Source organism: Streptomyces sp. LE64, from assembly GCF_052606915.1.
In genome coordinates this window covers 6267453-6285534 of sequence record NZ_CP199708.1, presented here as the reverse complement: position 1 = coordinate 6285534, position 18082 = coordinate 6267453, and the positions used below count along the sequence as shown (strand labels likewise).

The 18082-nt window shown below is 73.6% G+C and carries 16 protein-coding genes and 1 pseudogene; 10 read left to right on the top strand and 7 right to left on the bottom strand.

Annotation, left to right across the window (positions count from 1 at the left end):
- Positions 1-83: 83 nt before the first annotated feature.
- From ACSMX9_RS27970 to add, 9 genes and pseudogenes are all read left to right on the top strand, one after another.
- Positions 84-743 (top strand): annotated as a pseudogene (locus ACSMX9_RS27970) (7-carboxy-7-deazaguanine synthase QueE); the annotation flags it as partial.
- Positions 744-1304, top strand: coding sequence for a GTP cyclohydrolase I (folE, locus tag ACSMX9_RS27965; protein WP_445398140.1), 561 nt, complete (start codon positions 744-746; stop codon positions 1302-1304).
- Positions 1301-2485, top strand: a complete 1185-nt coding sequence (guaB, locus tag ACSMX9_RS27960; protein ID WP_445398138.1) for an IMP dehydrogenase — start codon at positions 1301-1303, stop codon at positions 2483-2485. Before folE ends, guaB begins: the two co-directional genes overlap by 4 nt.
- The gene (locus ACSMX9_RS27955; RefSeq protein WP_445398136.1) at positions 2482-3069 is read left to right on the top strand and encodes a phosphoribosyltransferase; all 588 of its coding nucleotides are present in this window, start codon (positions 2482-2484) and stop codon (positions 3067-3069) included. Before guaB ends, ACSMX9_RS27955 begins: the two co-directional genes overlap by 4 nt.
- A complete protein-coding gene (locus tag ACSMX9_RS27950) occupies positions 3066-4346 on the top strand; it encodes a UbiD family decarboxylase (RefSeq protein WP_445398134.1) in 1281 nt (426 codons plus the stop codon). Before ACSMX9_RS27955 ends, ACSMX9_RS27950 begins: the two co-directional genes overlap by 4 nt.
- Positions 4347-4373: 27 nt before the next feature.
- Positions 4374-4931, top strand: a complete 558-nt coding sequence (locus ACSMX9_RS27945) for an NUDIX hydrolase (protein ID WP_445398132.1) — start codon at positions 4374-4376, stop codon at positions 4929-4931.
- 128 nt (positions 4932-5059) lie between these two features.
- A complete protein-coding gene (locus ACSMX9_RS27940; protein WP_445398130.1) occupies positions 5060-6385 on the top strand; it encodes an FAD/NAD(P)-binding protein in 1326 nt (441 codons plus the stop codon).
- Positions 6382-7332: a nucleoside hydrolase gene (locus tag ACSMX9_RS27935; protein WP_445398128.1), complete on the top strand. Its 951-nt coding sequence runs from the start codon at positions 6382-6384 to the stop codon at positions 7330-7332. Before ACSMX9_RS27940 ends, ACSMX9_RS27935 begins: the two co-directional genes overlap by 4 nt.
- Positions 7333-7361: 29 nt before the next feature.
- Complete coding sequence (add, locus tag ACSMX9_RS27930) at positions 7362-8357, top strand: adenosine deaminase (protein ID WP_445398126.1); 996 nt, start codon at positions 7362-7364, stop codon at positions 8355-8357.
- A 51-nt stretch (positions 8358-8408) separates the two neighbouring features.
- Here the strand turns inward: add and ACSMX9_RS27925 are convergent, their stop codons facing one another.
- From ACSMX9_RS27925 to ACSMX9_RS27905, 5 genes are all read right to left on the bottom strand, one after another.
- Positions 8409-9200 (bottom strand): nucleotidyltransferase domain-containing protein, encoded by a 792-nt coding sequence (locus ACSMX9_RS27925; RefSeq protein ID WP_445398124.1) that lies wholly within the window; start codon positions 9198-9200, stop codon positions 8409-8411.
- A gap of 163 nt (positions 9201-9363) precedes the next feature.
- Entirely contained in the window at positions 9364-10638 is a 1275-nt protein-coding gene (locus ACSMX9_RS27920) for an MFS transporter (protein ID WP_445398122.1), read from the bottom strand.
- An 84-nt stretch (positions 10639-10722) separates the two neighbouring features.
- Positions 10723-11253 carry a carboxymuconolactone decarboxylase family protein gene (locus tag ACSMX9_RS27915; RefSeq protein ID WP_445398120.1) on the bottom strand — a complete coding sequence of 177 codons (531 nt, stop codon included), beginning with the start codon at positions 11251-11253 and terminating at the stop codon, positions 10723-10725.
- Between the two features lie 30 nt (positions 11254-11283).
- Positions 11284-12132, bottom strand: coding sequence for a hypothetical protein (locus tag ACSMX9_RS27910; RefSeq protein WP_445398118.1), 849 nt, complete (start codon positions 12130-12132; stop codon positions 11284-11286).
- A gap of 129 nt (positions 12133-12261) precedes the next feature.
- Entirely contained in the window at positions 12262-13782 is a 1521-nt protein-coding gene (locus tag ACSMX9_RS27905) for an MFS transporter (RefSeq protein WP_445398116.1), read from the bottom strand.
- Positions 13783-14132: 350 nt separating this feature from the next.
- On the opposite strand from ACSMX9_RS27905, the gene ACSMX9_RS27900 reads away from it, so the two are divergent.
- A complete protein-coding gene (locus ACSMX9_RS27900) occupies positions 14133-15572 on the top strand; it encodes a chondroitinase-B domain-containing protein (RefSeq protein ID WP_445398114.1) in 1440 nt (479 codons plus the stop codon).
- An 8-nt stretch (positions 15573-15580) separates the two neighbouring features.
- Here ACSMX9_RS27900 and ACSMX9_RS27895 read toward each other — a convergent pair whose 3' ends face one another.
- Entirely contained in the window at positions 15581-16777 is a 1197-nt protein-coding gene (locus tag ACSMX9_RS27895) for an IS110 family transposase (protein ID WP_445398112.1), read from the bottom strand.
- 382 nt (positions 16778-17159) lie between these two features.
- On the bottom strand, positions 17160-17792 hold the full coding sequence (locus ACSMX9_RS27890) for a DUF6417 family protein (RefSeq protein ID WP_445403118.1): 633 nt from the start codon (positions 17790-17792) through the stop codon (positions 17160-17162).
- Positions 17793-18082: the final 290 nt, after the last annotated feature.

Here is an 18082-nt window from a genome sequence, read left to right as displayed (position 1 = left end):
ACGGGAAAGGGGTGAGGCACATGGAACGGTCGAAGCTCGTCGTGAACGAGATCTTCGGCCCCACCTGATCCGTCCAGGGCGAGGGGCCGTCCACCGGGAGGTCGTGCGCCTTCCTCAGGCTCGGCGGGTGCAACCTGACCTGCCACTGGTGCGACACCCCGTACACCTGGGACTGGAAGGGGGTCTCCCAGAGCCGGACCGCCTTCCGGCCGGCGGAGGAACTGCACGCGATGGCCGTCACCGAGGTCGTCCGGCGGCTCCTCGGCTTCGGCACCGGTCTGGTCGTCGTCTCCGGCGGCGAGCCGCTGAGTCAGCAGGACCGGTTGCTCCCCGTGGTCGAGGAGGTCCGTGCGCACGGCATCGACATCGAGATCGAAACCAACGGCACCGTGGTGCCCGCCGCGGCGCTGGTCGAGGCGGGGGTCCGGTTCAACGTCTCGCCCAAGCTCGCCCACTCCAGGGTGACGGCGGACCGAAGGATCGTTCCTGCGGCGCTCCGGGCCTTCGCCGGGATCAAGGGGACCTGCTTCAAGTTCGTCTGCACCGGCCCCGTCGACCTGGCGGAGGTGGAGGCGCTGACGGAGCGGTTCTCCTTGGACAACGTCTGGATCATGCCCTGCGGCCAGGAGCCCGAGGAGATCGCCGGGGTGCTCCGGCTGCTGGCGGAGCCGGTGGCCGAACGCAAGTGGAATCTGACCGGAAGGCTGCACGTGACGCTCTGGGGAAATCGACGGGGAGTGTGAATGTCACCGGATCCTCTGGAACGCATCGCGCGGGAGCTCCTCGTCGCCATCGGCGAAGACCCCGAGCGCGAAGGACTGCGCGACACACCGGCGCGCTACGCCCGCTGGTGGCGGGAGTTCACCGAGTACGACCCGGGCACCCTCAACACCGCCTTCGAGTGCACCACCAGCGCCGAGACCGTCTCCGTATCGGGAATCCGCCTCTGGTCGCTGTGCGAGCACCACCTCCTGCCGTTCTCGTGCGAGGTGACGATCGGCTACCACCCCCGGGGGCGGGTGCTGGGCCTGAGCAAGTTCGCCAGGATCGCCCACCAGCACGCCCACCGACTCCAGTTGCAGGAGCAGTTGACGACCGACATCGCCGACTCCGTCGAGAAGCTCACCAGTTCGCCGGACGTCGCCGTGGTGTGCCACGGGGAGCACCTCTGCATGGCGATGCGGGGCATCCGCACCCCCGCGACCATGACCACGGCCGTCTGGCGGGGCAGCTTCGCCCCCGCCGCCGCACGGACCGAGTTCCTCGCGCTCCAGCCCGCCCGCGCCCCGGGCGGCGGGCGATGACCACGGACGCCGCACAGGAAGGAACCGAACACCAGGTGCGCACCTCCCATCCCCTGCGAACCGGTCTGAGCTTCGACGACGTGCTCCTCGTCCCGCAGCGGACCGCCCTGCGCAGCCGTCGGCACGCCGACCTCACCACCGAGCTCCTGCCCGGAGTCCGACTGAAGGTTCCCGTCCTGTCGGCCAACACCCAGTGGTGCACCGGGGACCGGATGGCCGCCGCCATGGCCCGCTGCGGTGGGCTGGGCGTGCTCCACCGGATGCAGACCGTCGACCAGCAGACCGGACAACTGGACGCGGTCAAGGCCGCACCGCCCGACCCCGGGGCGACCCGGTCCGGGGACGGGCGGCTGTTCGTCGGCGCCGCGGTGGGCGTGAACGGCGACTGGCGGGAGCGGGCCGCCCGCCTGGTCGACCACGGGGCCGACCTGCTCGTGGTCGACGTCGCCCACGGCCACAGCGACCAGGTGCTCTCCGCGGTCACGACCCTGCGCACGGCGTACCCGCGCCTGCCGCTGGTGGCGGGCAACGTCGCGACCGCCGCTGGTACCCGCGAGCTCGTCGAGGCCGGAGCCGACCTGGTCAAGGTGGGCATCGGACCGGGCGGGGTGTGCACCACCCGGCTGGTCGCCGGCACCGGAGTCCCGCAACTCACCGCGATCCTGGACTGCGCCGCCGAGGCGGCCCGGCACGGCGTGGGGGTGATCGCCGACGGCGGGATCCGGCACGCCGGGGAGATCGCCAAGGCCCTGGCGGCCGGCGCCCGCGCGGTCATGCTCGGCAGCCTCCTCGCGGGGGCCGAGGAGAGCGAGGCGCAGGCGGTCGAACGGGACGGCCGTCGCTACAAGACCAGCAACGGATTCGTCTCGCTCGGCATGGACCTGACCCTGCGGCGGGCCGCCGGACTGCCGATCACCCGGGCCGAGGTCGACGACTACGTTCCCGAAGGCGTGGAGGCCACCTTCCCCCACACCGGCCCCCTCACCACGACCCTGCGCCAGCTGACCGGGGGCGTGCAGTCCGCACTGAGCTACTCCGGCGCCACCTGCCTCGACGAGTTCCGCGAGCGGGCCGAGTTCATCCGGATCACCGACGCGGGGCGCGGCGAGAACGGGCCGCACGCCCGCAACCGCACGGAGCACATCGCGATCGACCACGTGGCCAGGGCGGTGGGGGAATGAGCCGAAACCGACCGGTACCGGACCTGGGCGGCGCCGTCCCCGGGGAGGTGCCCGGCATGTGGACCCGACAGGGTCCCTACGAGCTGGGCTGGGAGGACCTCGGCACCCTGCTCGCCCGGATCGCCGACGGCGTCCGGAAGGAAGGGTTCGTGCCCGACGTGGTGATCGGCGTGGCGCGCGGCGGCCTGCCCGCCGCGAGCCATCTGACCTGCGTCCTGGACGTGCCCGTCCTCCACACGGTGCGCGTGCGCCGGACCGAGAGCGACGCCCGGTACGCGGCGAAGCTGGCGCCGCGCCTGGAGTCCGCCGAACTGCCCGGCGTCGGCCCGGGCACGAAGGTCCTCGTGGTGGACGACGTCGTCGGTACGGGCGCCACGGCGGACCTGGTCCGCGACCACCTGCTCGGACTCGGGGTGGACCCCTCGGACCTGCGCTTCGCCGCCCTGGTCCGCAACCACCGCTCGGGATACCGTCCCGACCACTGCCCGGCGGTCATCGACGACTGGATCGTGTTCCCGTGGGAACGGGGCTGGGGCCGCACGGCCGACGTCCGTCCCCTCCTCCTCCGGCAGGAAGAGGGGTGAGCGTGCGCCCCTCCCCCGCCGGGCCCGACCCGGAGGAGCTCGCCCGGAGCGGGCTGCGTCCCGTGGTGCCGGCCGAGGTCGGACTCCCCCCGTGCTACGGGGCCACCGACCTGTACGCCTGCGACGCGCCCCGCAGTTCGGTGATCGAGGTGGCCCGGACGCTCGCCGAGCTGGAACGCCGCTGGGGGACGAGGCCCACCACGGTCTTCACGGACATCACGGACCGCCCCGGCAGCCGGGTCCTGGGCCACCCCTACCCCCGGGCCGTCCTGTTGGCCGCGTTGGGCGCGGACGAGGGCGGTCACCTGACCGAGTTGGCCTCCCGCCTCTCCGGCCCACCGCACCGGGTGACGGTCGATCCGGGCGGGGACACCACCCGTCGGGAGCTCGACGGCTTCGACGACCTGCCCGTGCTCCACCACCGACCCGGCGACGGCGGTCGGTACGTCACGGCCGGCATCGGAGTCACGACCCGGCCCGACGGCTCCGCCGTCAACCTGGGGTTCTACTGCGTTCAGGTGGTGTCCGCGCACCGCGCCAGGATCTTCCTGGACCGGCGCACCGACGCCCACCGCAACCTGGACGCGTGGGAGGCCACGGGTCGCCCCATGCCGATCTCGGTCTTCCTCGGGGCCGACCCGCTGTACGCCGTGGTGGCGGCGACGCGGCTGCCCGCGACGGGCGACGACTACCAGATCGCCTCGCGCCTGCTGCGCGCCGACGTCCGGGTGGGCGGTTCGCCCCCGGTGCCGGTGGAGGCCACCCACGTCATCACCGGCCTGGTCCACCACCGGGTCGAACCCGAAGGCCCGTTCGGCGAGTTCAAGGGCTACTACGTGGAGGAGCGCCGGGGCAACGTGCTGGAGGTCACCGGGGTCACCGCTCGGCCCGGCGCCCCGTTCCCGAGCATCGTGGCCGGCGCCGAATCCGGGCTCACCCTGATGGGCTTCCAGAACGAGTACCTCATGTACGCCCATCTGCGTGCCCGCGGTCTTCCCGTCACGGACGTCCGGTACTCGCTGGCGGCGCGCGGGGAGTTCCTCGCCCTCATCGAGTCCGAGCACCCCGGTCTCGAACTCGTGCGCGAGGCCATGCGGTTCGACGTCCGTGCCAAGCTGGTCGTCTGCGGGCCCGCACTCCACGACGTGGGGCAGGCACTGGCGACGCACGGATTCGTCACCCACCGCGAGCCCTACTACCGTAAGGGCAGGGTCGAGGGCGAGCGGGTCGGCCTCGCACTCGTCATCCCGCCCACGGGCCGCCCCGTCGAGTACTGATGCCGAGATCCCGAAGGACACCGCACCGTGACCGATCGCTTCTCCCGGATCCTGCCCGTGGCGCTCATGGTCCTCCCCGGGCCGGACGGCACCATGACCTTCGTGCACCAGCTGAAGGGGCCCTACGCGGGCAACTGGTTGCTTCCGGGGGGCGGCATCGATCCGGGCGAGAGCGCCGGAGCGGCGGCCATCCGGGAGACGGCCGAGGAGACCGGCTGCCGGGTGGCCGCCTGCTCCCCCTTCGCCGTCTACGAGTTCACCGGGACCTGGGCGCACGGCAGCTACCACCTGATGCTGTTCGGGTTCCTCGCCGACCGCGCGTACCGGGTGCCCACCGGATTCGACGGTCACAACGTCGGAGCGGTCCGACAGGTCAGGATCGGGGAACTCCCCCTGCACTCCACGGACTTGCAGATCCTCACCGATGCCGGGGTGGTCTCGTACCGCGACACCGAGATCGCTCGGGCGCTGTCCGCCGACGGCATCTCCATGACCGCCCACCGGGTGGACCGCAGCATCAGCGTCCCGGGCGGGTCCGCAAGCGCGACCGTCCCCGCCCGGAACCGGACGCCGACGTTCCCGTGACTCCCCGCCCGTGAAGGAGCCGCCCACCGGCCGACCGTCGCCGGCTGCGGCGTTCCGCCACCGCGACGCCCGGTGCAGCCGCGGTGGCCGGGTCCGGGCCCCATCCGCCATCGACAGGAGGTCGGACCATGACGGGCCAACGGCCGGCGCCACCGCACCGGACGGTCGCCGTGGTCGGAGCGGGCGCGGCCGGCGCCATGGTCGCGATCCAGCTCTGCGAGGAGGCGGTGCGCCGTCGTCGCACCCCCGGCGCCCCGGACGCCTTCGACGTCGTGCTGGTCGATCCGGCGCCGGAAGCCGGCCGCGGCACGGCCTACGCCACCGCCGACCCCCGGCACCTGCTCCATCTGCCCGCCGACGCCATGAGCTGCCGTCCGGACGACCCCGGGCACTTCGTGCGCTGGTTGTGCCGGCACGGCTCCCCGCAGGGCGGGGCCGGGGAGTTCGTCGAACGGTACCGGTACGGCGCCTACCTGGCCGAGGTCCTCGGCCGGGCCGTGATCGCGGCGCACGGCACGGTCGGGGTCCGCAGGCTCCGCACCCGGGCCACCGGCTGTCACTGGCCGGGGCACAGCGCCCGGCTGGAGTTGGCGGAGGGTCCCCCGGTGGACGCCGACTGCGTGGTGCTGGCGACGGGTCCGGGTCCGGCGTCCGCCGGCTGGGCCCGCACCGTACTGCGCGGAACCGACCGCCTGGTGCTCTCCCCCTGGTCGCCCGGTGCGCTGGACGCGGCACTGGGCGCGGGGCGCACGGACGACGTGCTGCTGGTCGGCACCGGTCCGGTCGCCGTCGACCTCGCCCTGCGGCTGGAGCGCCGGGGCCGCACCGTGCACGCGGTCTCGCCCCACGGTCGTCTGCCGCGGCCCCGCCCCGAGGACCGGGCCGCGGGGCGGAGCGACCCGCCGTGGGACCCGCACCCGTACCGGCTGCCACCGGCCACCGCGCGGGGCCTCTCCCGGATGCGCCGGTTGCGGCGCCTGCGGACCCACGCGGGGCGGCTCGCGGGCGCCCGCGGCCGTCCGGACGGCTCGCTCACCGTCGCCGTGGACCTGGCCGACGGGGGCGGGACACGGCAGCTCACCGTCGGATGGGTGGTGGACTGCACCGATCCGGAGGCACTGCGGCGGGACACCGCCGATCCGCTGTGGCGCGGGTTGCTCGACGCGGGAGGCGCGGTGCCCGGTCCGCTCGGCACCGGCGTGTCCACCGACCGGGGGCGGTTGCGCGATGCGGAAGGACGCTCCGTGCGACCGCTGTGGACGCTCGGCGCACCGCGCCTCGGCGAGTTGCCCAGGAGCACCGCCGTCCCGGAGATCCGGGAGCAGGCCGCGGCCGTCGCCGAGGCGGTCGTCGGCGAACTGACCGCCCCCCGCGGCCCCTCCCCCCGCACCTCCTCGCGCGCCGGTGGGGCGGCGGGGAACGTCTCCGACCCCCTTCCGGAGGACCAGTGGTGACCCCGCTCCCGTTGCTCATCGACACGGACACCGGTTCCGACGACGCCGTGGCCCTGCTCCTCGCGGCGGCCGGCGGCCTCGCCGAGGTGCGCGCCGTGACGACCGTCGCCGGGAACGTGCCGTTGGCCGTCGGCACGCGCAACGCGCTGATCTCCCTGGAGACGGCCGGGGCCCGGGACGTCCCGGTCTACCCGGGGTGCGAACGTCCCCTGACGCGTGCCCTGTCGACCGCCCAGCACGTGCACGGCGCGGACGGGATGGGAGACATCGGTCTGCCGGACCCCCGTCGGGCCCCCGAGCGGGGGCACGCCGTCGACGCCCTGTCCTCCTATCCGCGGCAGTGCCCCGGTGAGCTGACGCTGGTCACCCTGGCCCCGCTCACCAACGTGGCCGCCGCGCTGGTGCGCGACCGCGAGCTGTTCCGGCTCTACCGGCACGTCTACTGCATGGCCGGAGCACCGGACGGGTGCGGCAACATCTCGGCCACCGCAGAGTTCAACGTCTGGGCGGACCCCGAGGCCGCCCGCGTCGTGTTGCAGTCCGCCACGCCGGACAAGGTCACCTGGATCGGCTGGGACGTGTCGCGCAAGGACGCCGTCATGACCCCGGAGGACCAGCTGCGCCTCGAACGCGCCGGCACCCCCATGGCGACCTTCGCCCACCGGATCAACCGCACCGCGGCCGCGTGGGCCCGGGACGTCACCGGGCTCGCCGGCTACGACCTGCCGGACCCGGTCGCCATGGCGGTCGCCCTGCGGCCCGACCTCGTCACCGAAGCGGAGCGGGTGCACGTCGACGTCGCCGTCGGCGACGAGACCCGGGGGCAGATGATCGTGGACCGGCGCCGTTCGGCTCCGGCGCCCAACGTCACCCTGGTGCGCCGGGTCAGCGAGACCGGGTTCAAACAGTTCCTCTTCGACGTGTGCGCGCCCGCACCGCGCGCATGACCCCCACCGACCGCCCCGGGAAGAACAGCATGAACCCCGCACCCCGCATCCCGCCGGGTCCCCGCTACGAGTTGCACTGCCACCTGGACGGTTCGGTCCGCCCGGCGACCCTCCGCGCACTCGCCGACGAGCAGGGCCTCGCGCTCACCCGGTCGGTGGAGGAACTGGCCGTCGCCCCCGCCAGGTGCGGAAGCCTGACCCGCTTCCTCACCCACCTGGAGCTGCCGCTGAAGGTCCTCCAGACGCCCGACGCGCTCGCCCGTGCCGCCCGTGAACTCGTCGAGGACTGGGCCCTCGACGGTGTGGTCCACGGCGAGGTCCGCTTCGCCCCGCAGTTGCACGGGCGGCACGGGATGGGCCTGGACGACGCGGTGCGGGCGGTGGCCCGCGGCCTGGCGGACGGCCGGAGGGCCACCGGCGTCCGCACCGCCCTGCTGCTGAGCTGTCTGCGCCACCAGAGCCCCGAGGAGAGCGAGGCCGTCGCCGAGGCGGCCCTGCGTCACCGCGACGCCGTGGCCGGGCTTGACCTCGCGGGGGACGAGCGGCTCCACCCCGGTGCACCGCACCGCCCCGCCTTCGACCTCATGCACCGGGCCGGGATCCCCTGCACCGTGCACGCCGGTGAGGCGGCCGGTGCCGAGAGCGTCTGGGAGGCGATCGACGTCCTCGGCGCCCGGCGCATCGGGCACGGTGTGCGCTGCACGGGCGACCCCTCGCTGCTGCGCCGCCTGCGGAGCGAGCGCATCGCGCTGGAGATGTGCCCGACGAGCAACGTCCAGACCGGGGCCGCCCCCGACCTCGCCGGACACCCCGCGGCCGGCCTCCTGGCCCGGGGGGTTCCGGTGACCATCAGCACGGACGCGCGCACCACCTGCGCGACCACGCTGGACCGCGAATTCCGGGTCCTGCGCGAGGTGTCGGGCTGGATCGCGCAGGACGAGGAGCGCGTCCAGCGGCACGCGGTCGCCGCGGCCTTCGCTCCGAAGGCTCCCCCGGAACGTGCGGTGGGGGCGGCGCGGACGTAGGGGTGAGGCGCGGAGGACCGGCGCGACCCGGCCCTCCGCGCCGCCCCGGTCTCAGAGTCCGGCGATGACTTCGTGGAGGTAGCGCAGGCTGAGGTCCTCGGCCTGGTGGCGACGTGCCACGTCCGCTCCGTCGACGTCGGACCACCGGCGGTACAGGTCGACCGTGGCGAGGAGGGCCCGGGCCGCCTCGTGCCGGTCGTATCCGCACAGGGTCGCCCGGAGGGCGCGCGCCTCCTCGGGGGCGACGGTTTCGAGGTGGCGCACGTTGCGGGGAGGCGCTCCCGCGCGCCGGGCGGCCAGGGGGCCGAGCACGGTCTCGCGCAGGTAGGTGAGGAAGCCGATGGTTTCGAACAGTTCGCCGCGGCCGAGCTTGGTCGCACCGTAGTGCACCCAGATCCAGAACCGGTCCTCGAACCACTGGAGGTCGAGGGAGGGAGGCGCGGGGGGCTTGCCGGCGAGGGCCTCGGCCAGGCTGCCGTCCCGGTCCCACAGGACCTCCGGGTCCTCCGTGCGCTCGGCGAAGTCGGACACCCGCACGAACTTGAAGTCGACGTGCAGCAGGGGCGGCCCGACGAGGGTGACGATCAGTCGGGGCTCGCCGACGTGTTCCCCGGTGAAGCCGGCCACCAGCGCGGACCAGGAGCCGATCAGCGCGAGCCGTTCCTTCATGACCGCGTCGTACGCCTCGTCGTCCACGGCCAGGACCAGGTCGACGTCCGAGTAGACGTCGGGGCGGCCCCCCACGAGCGACCCGGTGATCGCGACGCCGGCCACCCGGGCGTCCTGTCGGATCCGGGGAAGCACGTCGTCGAGGAACTCGCTGTGCAGGGCGGGGGCTTCCATCGCTTTCCTTCCGGTCGGAGCAAAGCAGACCAACGTAACAGGCCGTCAGGCGGGAACCACAACTCGGATTCTCCCGAACGGCCCTCCGCCCGGCCGGGAACGAGCCGCGGTCCGGCCGGCAGCGGGTGCTGCCGGCCGGACCGTGATCGGGGCGCCGTGCGGCTCAGGCGGCCTTGGTCAGCGCGGACCGGGCCCTCGTCGCGGAGCCGTACCGGTCGGTGGTCACCGGGGCCGTGGTCGCCGGGCCCTCGTGGCGGGGCCACAGGAGGAGGGCGGCGACCGCTCCCGCGCCGGCGAGGGCCGTGAGGACGGACCAGGCGGGGGCGAGTCCGGCCGTGGTGCCGAGCCACCCCGCGACGGGGTAGGTGATCAGCCAGGCCAGGTGGGAGAGGGAGAACTGGGCCGCGAACGCCCCGGGGATCGCGGTCCGTGCCACGGAGGAGCGCAGCACCTTCCCGGTCGGTGTGATCACCAGCGCCGTGCCGATGCCGACGAGGGCCCAGACGACCGCCGTACCGGTCCATCCGAGGGCGCCGGCCGCGCGCAGCGTCACGGCGGCGGCGGTGGCGGTGACGAGGACCCCGGCGCCGGTCAGCATGACGGTGCGGGCGGCGATGCGGTCGAGCACCCGGGGCAGGGCGAGGGCGGCCAGCAGGGTTCCGGTGCCGGAGGCGGCGAGCAACCAGGCGACGTCGGACTGCGAGCCGCCGAGCTCGTCGCGGACGTGGTTGACGGTGTTGACGACGACGATCGCGCCGGCGGAGGCGACCACCAGGTTGAGGGCCATGACGCCGCGCAGCCGCGGTGTCCGGAAGAAGGTCCTGATGCCTCCCGTCACCCTGTCCCGGGCCCCGGTGCGGGTGTCCGGTCGGGCGTTCGGGATGCGCGTCGCCAGGACCAGCAGGGCGGAGACGAGGAAACCGACGGAGGTGCCCAGGAACAGCCGGTCGAAGCTCAGGAAGGTCAGGGCGACGGCGGCCAGGACGGGGCTGAGCAGGCTCTCCATGGTGGAGGCGACCTGGGAGGCGGACAGGGCCCGCGTGTAGTCGGCCTCGTCGGGGACGATGTCGGGGATGACGGCCTGGAAGGTGGGGGTGAACGCCGCGGAGGCCGCCTGGAGCAGGCCGATCAGGACGTAGACCTGCCAGACCTCGGTGACCAGCGGCAGGGCCAGGACCACCGCGCCGCGGATGACGTCGAGGAGGACCAGGAGGGTCCTGCGGGAGATGCGGTCGACGTACGCGGCGGCCAGCGGGGCTATGACCACGTACATGACCATCTTGATGGTCAGGGCGGTGCCGAGGACCATGCCGGCGCGGGTCCCGGCGAGGTCGTAGGCGAGCAGTCCGAGGGCCACGGTGGTCAGTCCGGTGCCGAACAGGGCGATGACCTGGGCGCCGAAGAGGTGGCGGTAGTCGCGGACGGCGAACAGACGCATGGCGGGTTCCTTCCGTGTCCATGCGGCGGGGCACGGCCCCGGGACGGGGTCCGTGCCCCGCGGGTGCGGGCGGCGGGGGTGTCCCTACGCACCGGTGCGGCTCTCCGGTGTGAGACCGGCGAGCAGGTTGAAGGCGCCGGTGAGGACGTTGAGTGCGACGACGCCGACGACATCGGCTATGGCGCGGTCGCTGTAGCCGTGCGCACGCAGCGCGTCGACCTGTTCGTCGGTGATGGACGTCGGCTCGCGGTGGACCCGGAGGGCGAGGGCGATGATCGCGGCGATCGCGGGATCGGCCGAGGTGCCCGTGCGGGCCCGCTCGATCTCTTCCTCGTCCACTCCCCGGGCGCGGGCGGCGTCGACGTGCGCGTCGAGGCAGAGTCGACAGCCCTGTCGGGCCTGGACGGCGATGGAGATCCGTTCGCTGGTCCCGCGGTCGAGTTTGGCCCGTCCCATGGCCCGGCTGAGCTGGAAATATCCGCTCAGGACCGCCGGGGAGTGCGCCATGGTGGCGACCATGTCACCGGTGTGGCCGTGCCGGGCCACCAGGTCGGCGAGGAGGTCGCGCGAGGTGCCGACCGCCGTGTCGGGCGTGAGTCGGGTCAGACGGGGCACGGGGGCCCTCCTTCCGTGGCGTCCACGCCGTCAGTGGTGCGCGTGGCCGTGGTGGTGGCCGCCGTGTCCGGGCGCCGCCTGGGCGGCCGCGGCCGGGTGGGGGGCCGCCGTGCCGGTCGGCACCGTGAACTCGGCCGTCCGGACGACGCCCTCGTGCTGGAAGTCCAGGAACAGGCGGTAGGTGCCGGCCGAGGGCGCGACCGCCACGAAGGCGATCTCCGGGCCCGGTGCGGTGGTGCCGTCGCCGGGTGCGCCCTCCGGGTGGACGTGGAGGTAGCCCAGGTCTCCGACGCGCAGGGCCACCAGGTGCCCGTACGCGGCCAGGTAGGGCTGGAGGTCGGTGACCGGGCGGTCGTCGCGACGGACGGTGAGGGTCAGTGCGCGCGCCTCGCCGGGCAGCAGCTCGCCGTCGAGCGTGACGGTGTACTCCCCGGTCCGCGCGGTGCGGACGGCCTCGGGCAGCGGCCGGGGGTCGTACGGTCCGGCGACCGCGAGGTCGGCCCCCAGGGTGAGGGTCCCGTCGTGTCCGGCCGGGTGGATGTCGGCGAAGATCCTCCAGTCCCCCGGTTCCAGGGCCAGCTCGACGCTCCAGGTGCCCTCCGCGTCCCGCACCGGGTGCACGTGCTGGAAGCCGGCGGTGTCCCGGCGAACGGCGATGAGGTGCAGTTCCTTCTCGTGCTCGGCCACGAACGAGGTCACCGGGCGGGCGTCGGGGCCGAGCACCCGGAAGGCGATCCGCTGCACACCGGCGGTCCGGATCGTCGCGTCGAGTTCCAGGGTGTACCCGTGTTCGGAGACGGACAGTCCGCCCGGCCGGGCGGCGCCGTGACCGTGGTGGCCGCCGTGGTGGGCCTGGGCGTGTCCGGCGTGGTTCTCCATGATGTCTCCTCGGTGCGCTGCGCCTACCGGCGTCTTCCGTTCGGAACGATCACCACTATATACCCCCCAGGGGTATGTGGGAAGGGTTTCGGCGCCGAAGATCCAAAGAGGGCGCCCCGGCGGCGCCCCTCAGCGGGGCGCCGCCGCGGTGGGCCTCGTGGGGACGGTGTGCGAGCCGGCGGCGGCCGCCGCGGCGTAGTGCGCGGCGGTGGGCGGTCCGGTGGGGCGGATCCGGCCGACCAGGAGGGCCAGGGCGATGCCGAAGGCGCAGAAGAGGCCGAGCCCCACCGCCGCCCGGGAGAAGCCCGCCGCGAGGGCGTCCGCGACCGCGGTGCCGCTCGTGTGGTGGCGGGTGTACACCGCGCTGAACAGGGCGGCGGTCACGGCGGTGAGGACGGCCGCACCGACGTAGCGGCCCATGTTGGAGATCCCGGACGCCGCGCCGACCTGCTCCTCGGTGACGCAGGCGGTGGCGACGGAGGAGGAAGGGCCGTTCGCCAGCCCCAGCCCGACGGCGAGCACGATCATCGGACCCACGAACGCGGCGTACCCCCAGGACGCCTCGACGAAGGCGAACGCGGCGAAGGCGGCGGTCGCGATCCCGAACCCTCCGGCGATCACGCGACGGGCCCCGATCCGGTCGACGAACCGGGTGACCAGCGGCGCGGTCACCACGATCCCGGCCGCGGCGGGCAGTGTGGCCACCCCCGCCTGCAAGGGCGTCATGCCCAGGCCGTCCGGGTTCTGGAAGTACAGGCTGCACACGTACATCAGCGCGTTGATGCAGCCCGCCACCACCAGGATCGCGACGGTCGAACCGACCAGGTACGTGTTCCTCAGCAGGGCCAGGTCGACCAGCGGAGCCCGTACGCGCTGCTCCGCCAGGACGAAACCGACGACCGCCACCGCCGACACCACGAAGCACGACAGGGTCGGCGCACTGAGCCAGCCCCAGTCGGCGCCCTCGGTCACTCCGAAGACGAACGGCACGAGCACAGCGGCGATCAGCACCGTCCCCGCCAGGTCGACGGAGCGGGCCCGCGCCGGGTCACGGGACTCCGGCACCGTCCGCAGGGTCAACGGCACGCAGAGCGCGGCGATCACCGCGTCGAGCCAGAACAGCCCCTGCCAACCCGTGACGTCCACGAGCGCGCCGCCCAGCAGGGGCCCGGCCGCGGCTCCGGCCGCCGAAGCCGCTCCCCACAGCGCCACCGAACGCATCTGGGCGTCGCCCGAGGAACCCGCGGACAGCAGGCTGAGCCCGCAGGCCAGCAGCGTCGAGCCGGCCGCGCCCTGGATCGCCCGGCCGGCGATCACCGTCCCGGCGCCGTCGCCCAGGGCGATCAGGACGCACGAGGCGACGAAGAGCAGCAGACCGCCGAGGAAGATCCGGCGGCGGCCGAAGATGTCCCCGAGGGCGCCCGAGGTGACGATGACCGCCGCGCCGACCAGCGAATAGCCGGTCACCGCCCACTGGAGGGTGGCCAGGGAGGCACCGGTGTCCTCGCTGATCGCCGGCAGGAGGATGCTCACCGCGGACGTGTTCGCGTTCACCACGAAGGCGGAGACGCAGGTGGCCGTCAGCACACCGGAAGCACCACGGGAGCCGGCCGGGGGGCCGCCCCGGGTGGTGGGGGGGTCGTTCGCCATGCGGGTCCTCCAGGAGGGGGCGGCTCTCCGGCGAGCAGGGAACGTGCTCGCCGGACAGCCTCCGGACCCCCCTGTCCGCTGTCACGGCAACGCGAGCCGGGCAGCCGGAACACCACCCGCCGGGAGGCGGAAGACCCGGCCAACCGGCGCCCGCACCGAGGACCGCCCTCCCACACCCGGCCGACCGCCCCGGCCCGGGCGGGCACCGCCGGGGGCGGCCCGGAGTGCGGGAGAACCGACGGCCCGTCGAGGGAACGGGAACCGTCGCCGCCCCCTCCTCCCTCGTGGCGGGCTCCGACCACGGACCCGTCCACCGGGAGACCACGGGCTCCCCAGGCACGAGAGGCATCATGCAGCGACGAACCTTCCTCACCGGCACCCTGCTCGGCGCGGCCTTCGCCACCGGCACCGTCACCGCCCTGACCACCGGCGCCGCGGCCGCCACGGTGACCGTCAGTTCCCTCGCCGACCTCCAGCGGGAGATCGACCGCGCCGCACCCGGCGACCGGATCGTCCTGGCCGACGGCACCTACGACGTGCCCGCCGGAGGCATCCGGATCTCGGGCAAGCGGGGTGCCGGCACGCACCTCACCATCGTGTCCCAGAGCCGGGGCGGGGCCGTGCTCCGGGGCGACCGGAGCTTCGTCCTCAGCAACTCCGACTCCGTCACCGTCAGCGGCTTCGCCTTCCGCCAGCGCCAGACGCTGGTGATCCCGGCGGACTGCTCCGACATCCGGCTCACCCGCAACGACTTCATGTTCGCCGACCTCGCCGGCGTCGACTGGGTCGTGGTGAAGGCGAACGGGGTCAAGGTCGACCGCAACCACTTCCACGACCGCACCACCCAGGGCGTGTTCCTCGTCGCGGACGGCCCCGACGCCCCCACCGACCCGAACCGGGAGACGATGGCCCGGGGCCTCACCGTGCTCCGCAACCACTTCGCCCGCCACACCTACCCCGGGACCAACGGCGGCGAGGCGATCCGGCTGGGTGCCAGCCACCGGGCGCTCGACGACGCCGGGGCCTTGGTGGAGTACAACCTCTTCGAACAGTGCAACGGGGACCCCGAGGCCATCTCGGTGAAGTCCTCCCGGAACACCGTCCGCCACAACACCCTCCGCGACTGCGCCGGGGGCATCGTGCTGCGCCACGGCAACGGCACCCTCGTGCACGGCAACCACCTTGTGGGCGGCGTCGAGGGCATCCGCCTCTACGGGAACGACCACAAGGTCTTCAACAACCACCTGACCGGGCTGTCCGGGCGCGCTCTGGTGATCGGCAGCGGCACGGTCCGCGACCACCTCCCCGGCGAGCCCCCGGCGCAGCAGCGGGGCAACGACGCCTGCGAACGGGCGCTGATCACCCACAACACCCTGGTCCGCAACGCCCGCACCCTGGTGGGCGAGGACCGCGCCCACGAGCCCCGGGACGTGGTCCTCAGCAACAACATCCTGGTCGCCGACGCGGGCAGCCTGGTCGCGCTGCGGCAGAACACCGGCTTCACCTGGCAGGGCAACCTGCTGTGGGGCGGGGCTGCCGACGGCACCGTCCCCCCGGGCGGGTACGTCCGCGCCGACCCCCGCCTCCGGCAGGGGGCCGACGGGGTGCACCGCCTGTCGTCGGGCAGCCCGGCCATCGGCGCCGCCGTGCCGACGACCCACCCGGTGACCGACGACCTCGACGGCCATCCGCGGGGCGGCAGCCGTGACATCGGCTCGGACCAGTACACGACGGCGGCGCCGCTCCGCTCCCCGCTGACCGCCGCCGACGTGGGCCCCCACGCTTCCTAATGCTGTTGTCAAGCGGTTGTGGTCACTGGAGGCGTGACTTCGTAGCCCCGTCGGTCGCGGATCAGGGCCCAGATGACGTTGACGCGTCGGCGGGCCAGGGCGAGCACGGCCTGGACGTGCTTCTTCCCCTCAGCGCGTTTGCGGTCGTAGAACTTCCGCGAGTTCGGGTCGCATCGGACGCTGACCAGCGCCGAGGTGTAGAAGACGCGCTGGAGCCTTCGATGGTAGGTGACCGGCCGGTGGAGATTGCCGCTGACCTTGCCCGAGTCGCGCGGTGCGGGGGCGACGCCGGCGAAGGCCGCCAGGGCGTCCGGGGAGTCGAACTCGTCCAGGCCGCCGCCGACGGCGGCCAGGAACTCGGCGCCCAGCACGGGCCCGATGCCGGGGACGCTCAGGACGATGTCGGCGAGGTCGTGCTCGCGAAACCGGCCCTCGATGAGCTTGTCCATCTCTGCGATCTGCTCGTTGAGGGCCATCACCTCCTCGGCCAGGGTGTGGACCAGCTTTGCGGTGGCCTTCTCCCCGGGGATCGCGGTGTGCTGGCGCTCGGCGGCCTCGACCACCGTCTCGGCCAGCGCTCTGGCGTTGCGGACCTTGCGGTTGGCCAGCCACTTCGTCAGCCGGGCGACGCCGGCGCGACGGATCGCGGCCGGGGTCTGGTAGCCGGTCAGCAGTCGGAGTGGGCCGGTGTTGGTGACATCCAGGACCCGTTCCAGGGCCGGGAACATGCTCATCAGAGTGGAACGCAGGCGGTTGACCGAGCGGGTGCGGTCCTCGACCAGGTCGGACCGGCGTCCGGTCAGCAGCTTCAGCTCGATGGCCGCTTCGTCGCCGGGGCGGATGGGCCGCAGGTCGCGGCGCATCCGGGCCTGGTCTGCGATCACGTAGGCGTCGCGGGCGTCGGTCTTGCCCTCGCCGCGGTAGCCGTCCGAGGCCCGGTTGACCAGGCGGCCGGGGATGTAGAGGACCTCCTGACCGTGGTTGACCAGCAGGGCCAGCAGCAGCGCGGGCTCGCCGCCGGTCATGTCGATGGCCCAGGTGACCTCACGGCCGTCGGCCAGGTCCAGGACATCGCCGATCAGCTTCAGCAGCTCGGGCTCATCGTTGGCGACCCGCCGCGACAGCAGTTTCTTGCCGTCTGCGTCCAGCGCGAGCCCGTGATGGTGGCCCTTGCCGCTGTCGATCCCCGCCCATATCCGGCTCATCATGCTCCTGGCGTGCTCGTTCGTTCCGTTCGTACCACGGACGACCTCGCCGGCATTGCTCTACTCAGCGACATGTTCGCATTTCCTAATCGGCGGCCGAGTCGTCGTGGGGTGCCGGGCGGCGAAGCGTGCACAGCCACGAGACGGCAGCCGCCTGATAGCCACACCCAGCGCCCCTGGGTGACCCAACCCTACGAATGGCTCGATCAACCCGATCAAGAAGGTAGAGCCGCCTGAGCGGTGGTGGACCCCGCTCAGCGGAGGCGTTCGCCCCGGGTGTCGGCGCCCGGGGCGAACGCCGGGCGGCGGCACGTCGAACGCCGCCACGGCGTCGTCCTGCTCTCCTTGTGGGGCCCGGAGGAGTGCGCCCGCCGGCGCCGCATCACCTCGCGCGCACGGCGCGGACCGGCCGCAGCCCGGGGACGGACATCAGGGTCGGCACCCCCGATTCGGACTCGATCCGGTAGATCACCCCGTAGTCACGGGCGAAGTGGTTGGCTTCGGACGCCGATCCGCAGAGGCCGCGGAGGTAGAACACGTAGGCCACCGAGTCGATGTGACGCAGCGTCAGATACATGCACCAGCGGTTGGCCACGGGGTCGAAGTCCGCGGTGCGCACCCGCTCCAGGAATCCCGGGGCCGGCTTCCTGGCGAGTTCGTCGGCCACCCCGACGGCGACGCGGAGCGCCTCCATCTGGGCCGGACGCAGCTTCACGAGCCGCTCCCCCCGCCCCGGGCCCGCTTGTCCCGGGGCGGCGGCGCCCGCGTAACGGCGCACGTCACGGCCCAATGCGGTGATCCGCACCGCCCAGGCCACGGGGCGGCCCCCACGGGCGGAGAGCAGGCTCCGGGTCGCACCGTCCGCCCACTCCACCAGTCCGTCGCGCGCGACGGATTCCGCGCTCTTGCGGAATCCGGCGGGTAAGTCCCCGTCCACCACCCAGCCCTGTCGTGTTCCCGGCTCGCGCTCGTGGAGCGCCTCCAACACGGTCAGCCGCTTCTCCGCGCCCCTCATCCCCACCTCGATCGCCTCGCCGTCGGCATGTGCCAGACGTTAGTTCCGCGGGCACGGGGCTGTCAGCGAATGCCGGCAACTCTCCCCCGGACGAGGGTGTTTCCCCGGCACGTCACCGCGGGCGGGTCCCGCCCGCAGCCCGGGCCACGCGGTCATCTGCCCCGGAAGCGTGACTCCGTGCGGCCCGCGGCGTTCTCCACGTCGAGGTCATCGATCCGGTGAACGGAAACGACCCCGACCACCGTGCACCCCGGGCGGGTGCCCGGCACGGGGCGGAACCGGAGGGCGGG

What these genes read in the sequence shown, in the direction of transcription:
- ACSMX9_RS27940 (WP_445398130.1), top strand. Translation starts at nt 5,060, where the DNA reads ATGACGGGCCAACGGCCGGCGCCACCGCACCGGACGGTCGCCGTGGTC.
- ACSMX9_RS27895 (WP_445398112.1), bottom strand. Translation starts at nt 16,777, where the DNA reads ATGAGCCGGATATGGGCGGGGATCGACAGCGGCAAGGGCCACCATCAC.
- add (WP_445398126.1), top strand. Translation starts at nt 7,362, where the DNA reads ATGAACCCCGCACCCCGCATCCCGCCGGGTCCCCGCTACGAGTTGCAC.
- ACSMX9_RS27900 (WP_445398114.1), top strand. Translation starts at nt 14,133, where the DNA reads ATGCAGCGACGAACCTTCCTCACCGGCACCCTGCTCGGCGCGGCCTTC.
- ACSMX9_RS27905 (WP_445398116.1), bottom strand. Translation starts at nt 13,782, where the DNA reads ATGGCGAACGACCCCCCCACCACCCGGGGCGGCCCCCCGGCCGGCTCC.
- guaB (WP_445398138.1), top strand. Translation starts at nt 1,301, where the DNA reads ATGACCACGGACGCCGCACAGGAAGGAACCGAACACCAGGTGCGCACC.
- folE (WP_445398140.1), top strand. Translation starts at nt 744, where the DNA reads ATGTCACCGGATCCTCTGGAACGCATCGCGCGGGAGCTCCTCGTCGCC.
- ACSMX9_RS27890 (WP_445403118.1), bottom strand. Translation starts at nt 17,792, where the DNA reads ATGAGGGGCGCGGAGAAGCGGCTGACCGTGTTGGAGGCGCTCCACGAG.
- ACSMX9_RS27920 (WP_445398122.1), bottom strand. Translation starts at nt 10,638, where the DNA reads ATGCGTCTGTTCGCCGTCCGCGACTACCGCCACCTCTTCGGCGCCCAG.
- ACSMX9_RS27910 (WP_445398118.1), bottom strand. Translation starts at nt 12,132, where the DNA reads ATGGAGAACCACGCCGGACACGCCCAGGCCCACCACGGCGGCCACCAC.
- ACSMX9_RS27925 (WP_445398124.1), bottom strand. Translation starts at nt 9,200, where the DNA reads ATGGAAGCCCCCGCCCTGCACAGCGAGTTCCTCGACGACGTGCTTCCC.
- ACSMX9_RS27955 (WP_445398136.1), top strand. Translation starts at nt 2,482, where the DNA reads ATGAGCCGAAACCGACCGGTACCGGACCTGGGCGGCGCCGTCCCCGGG.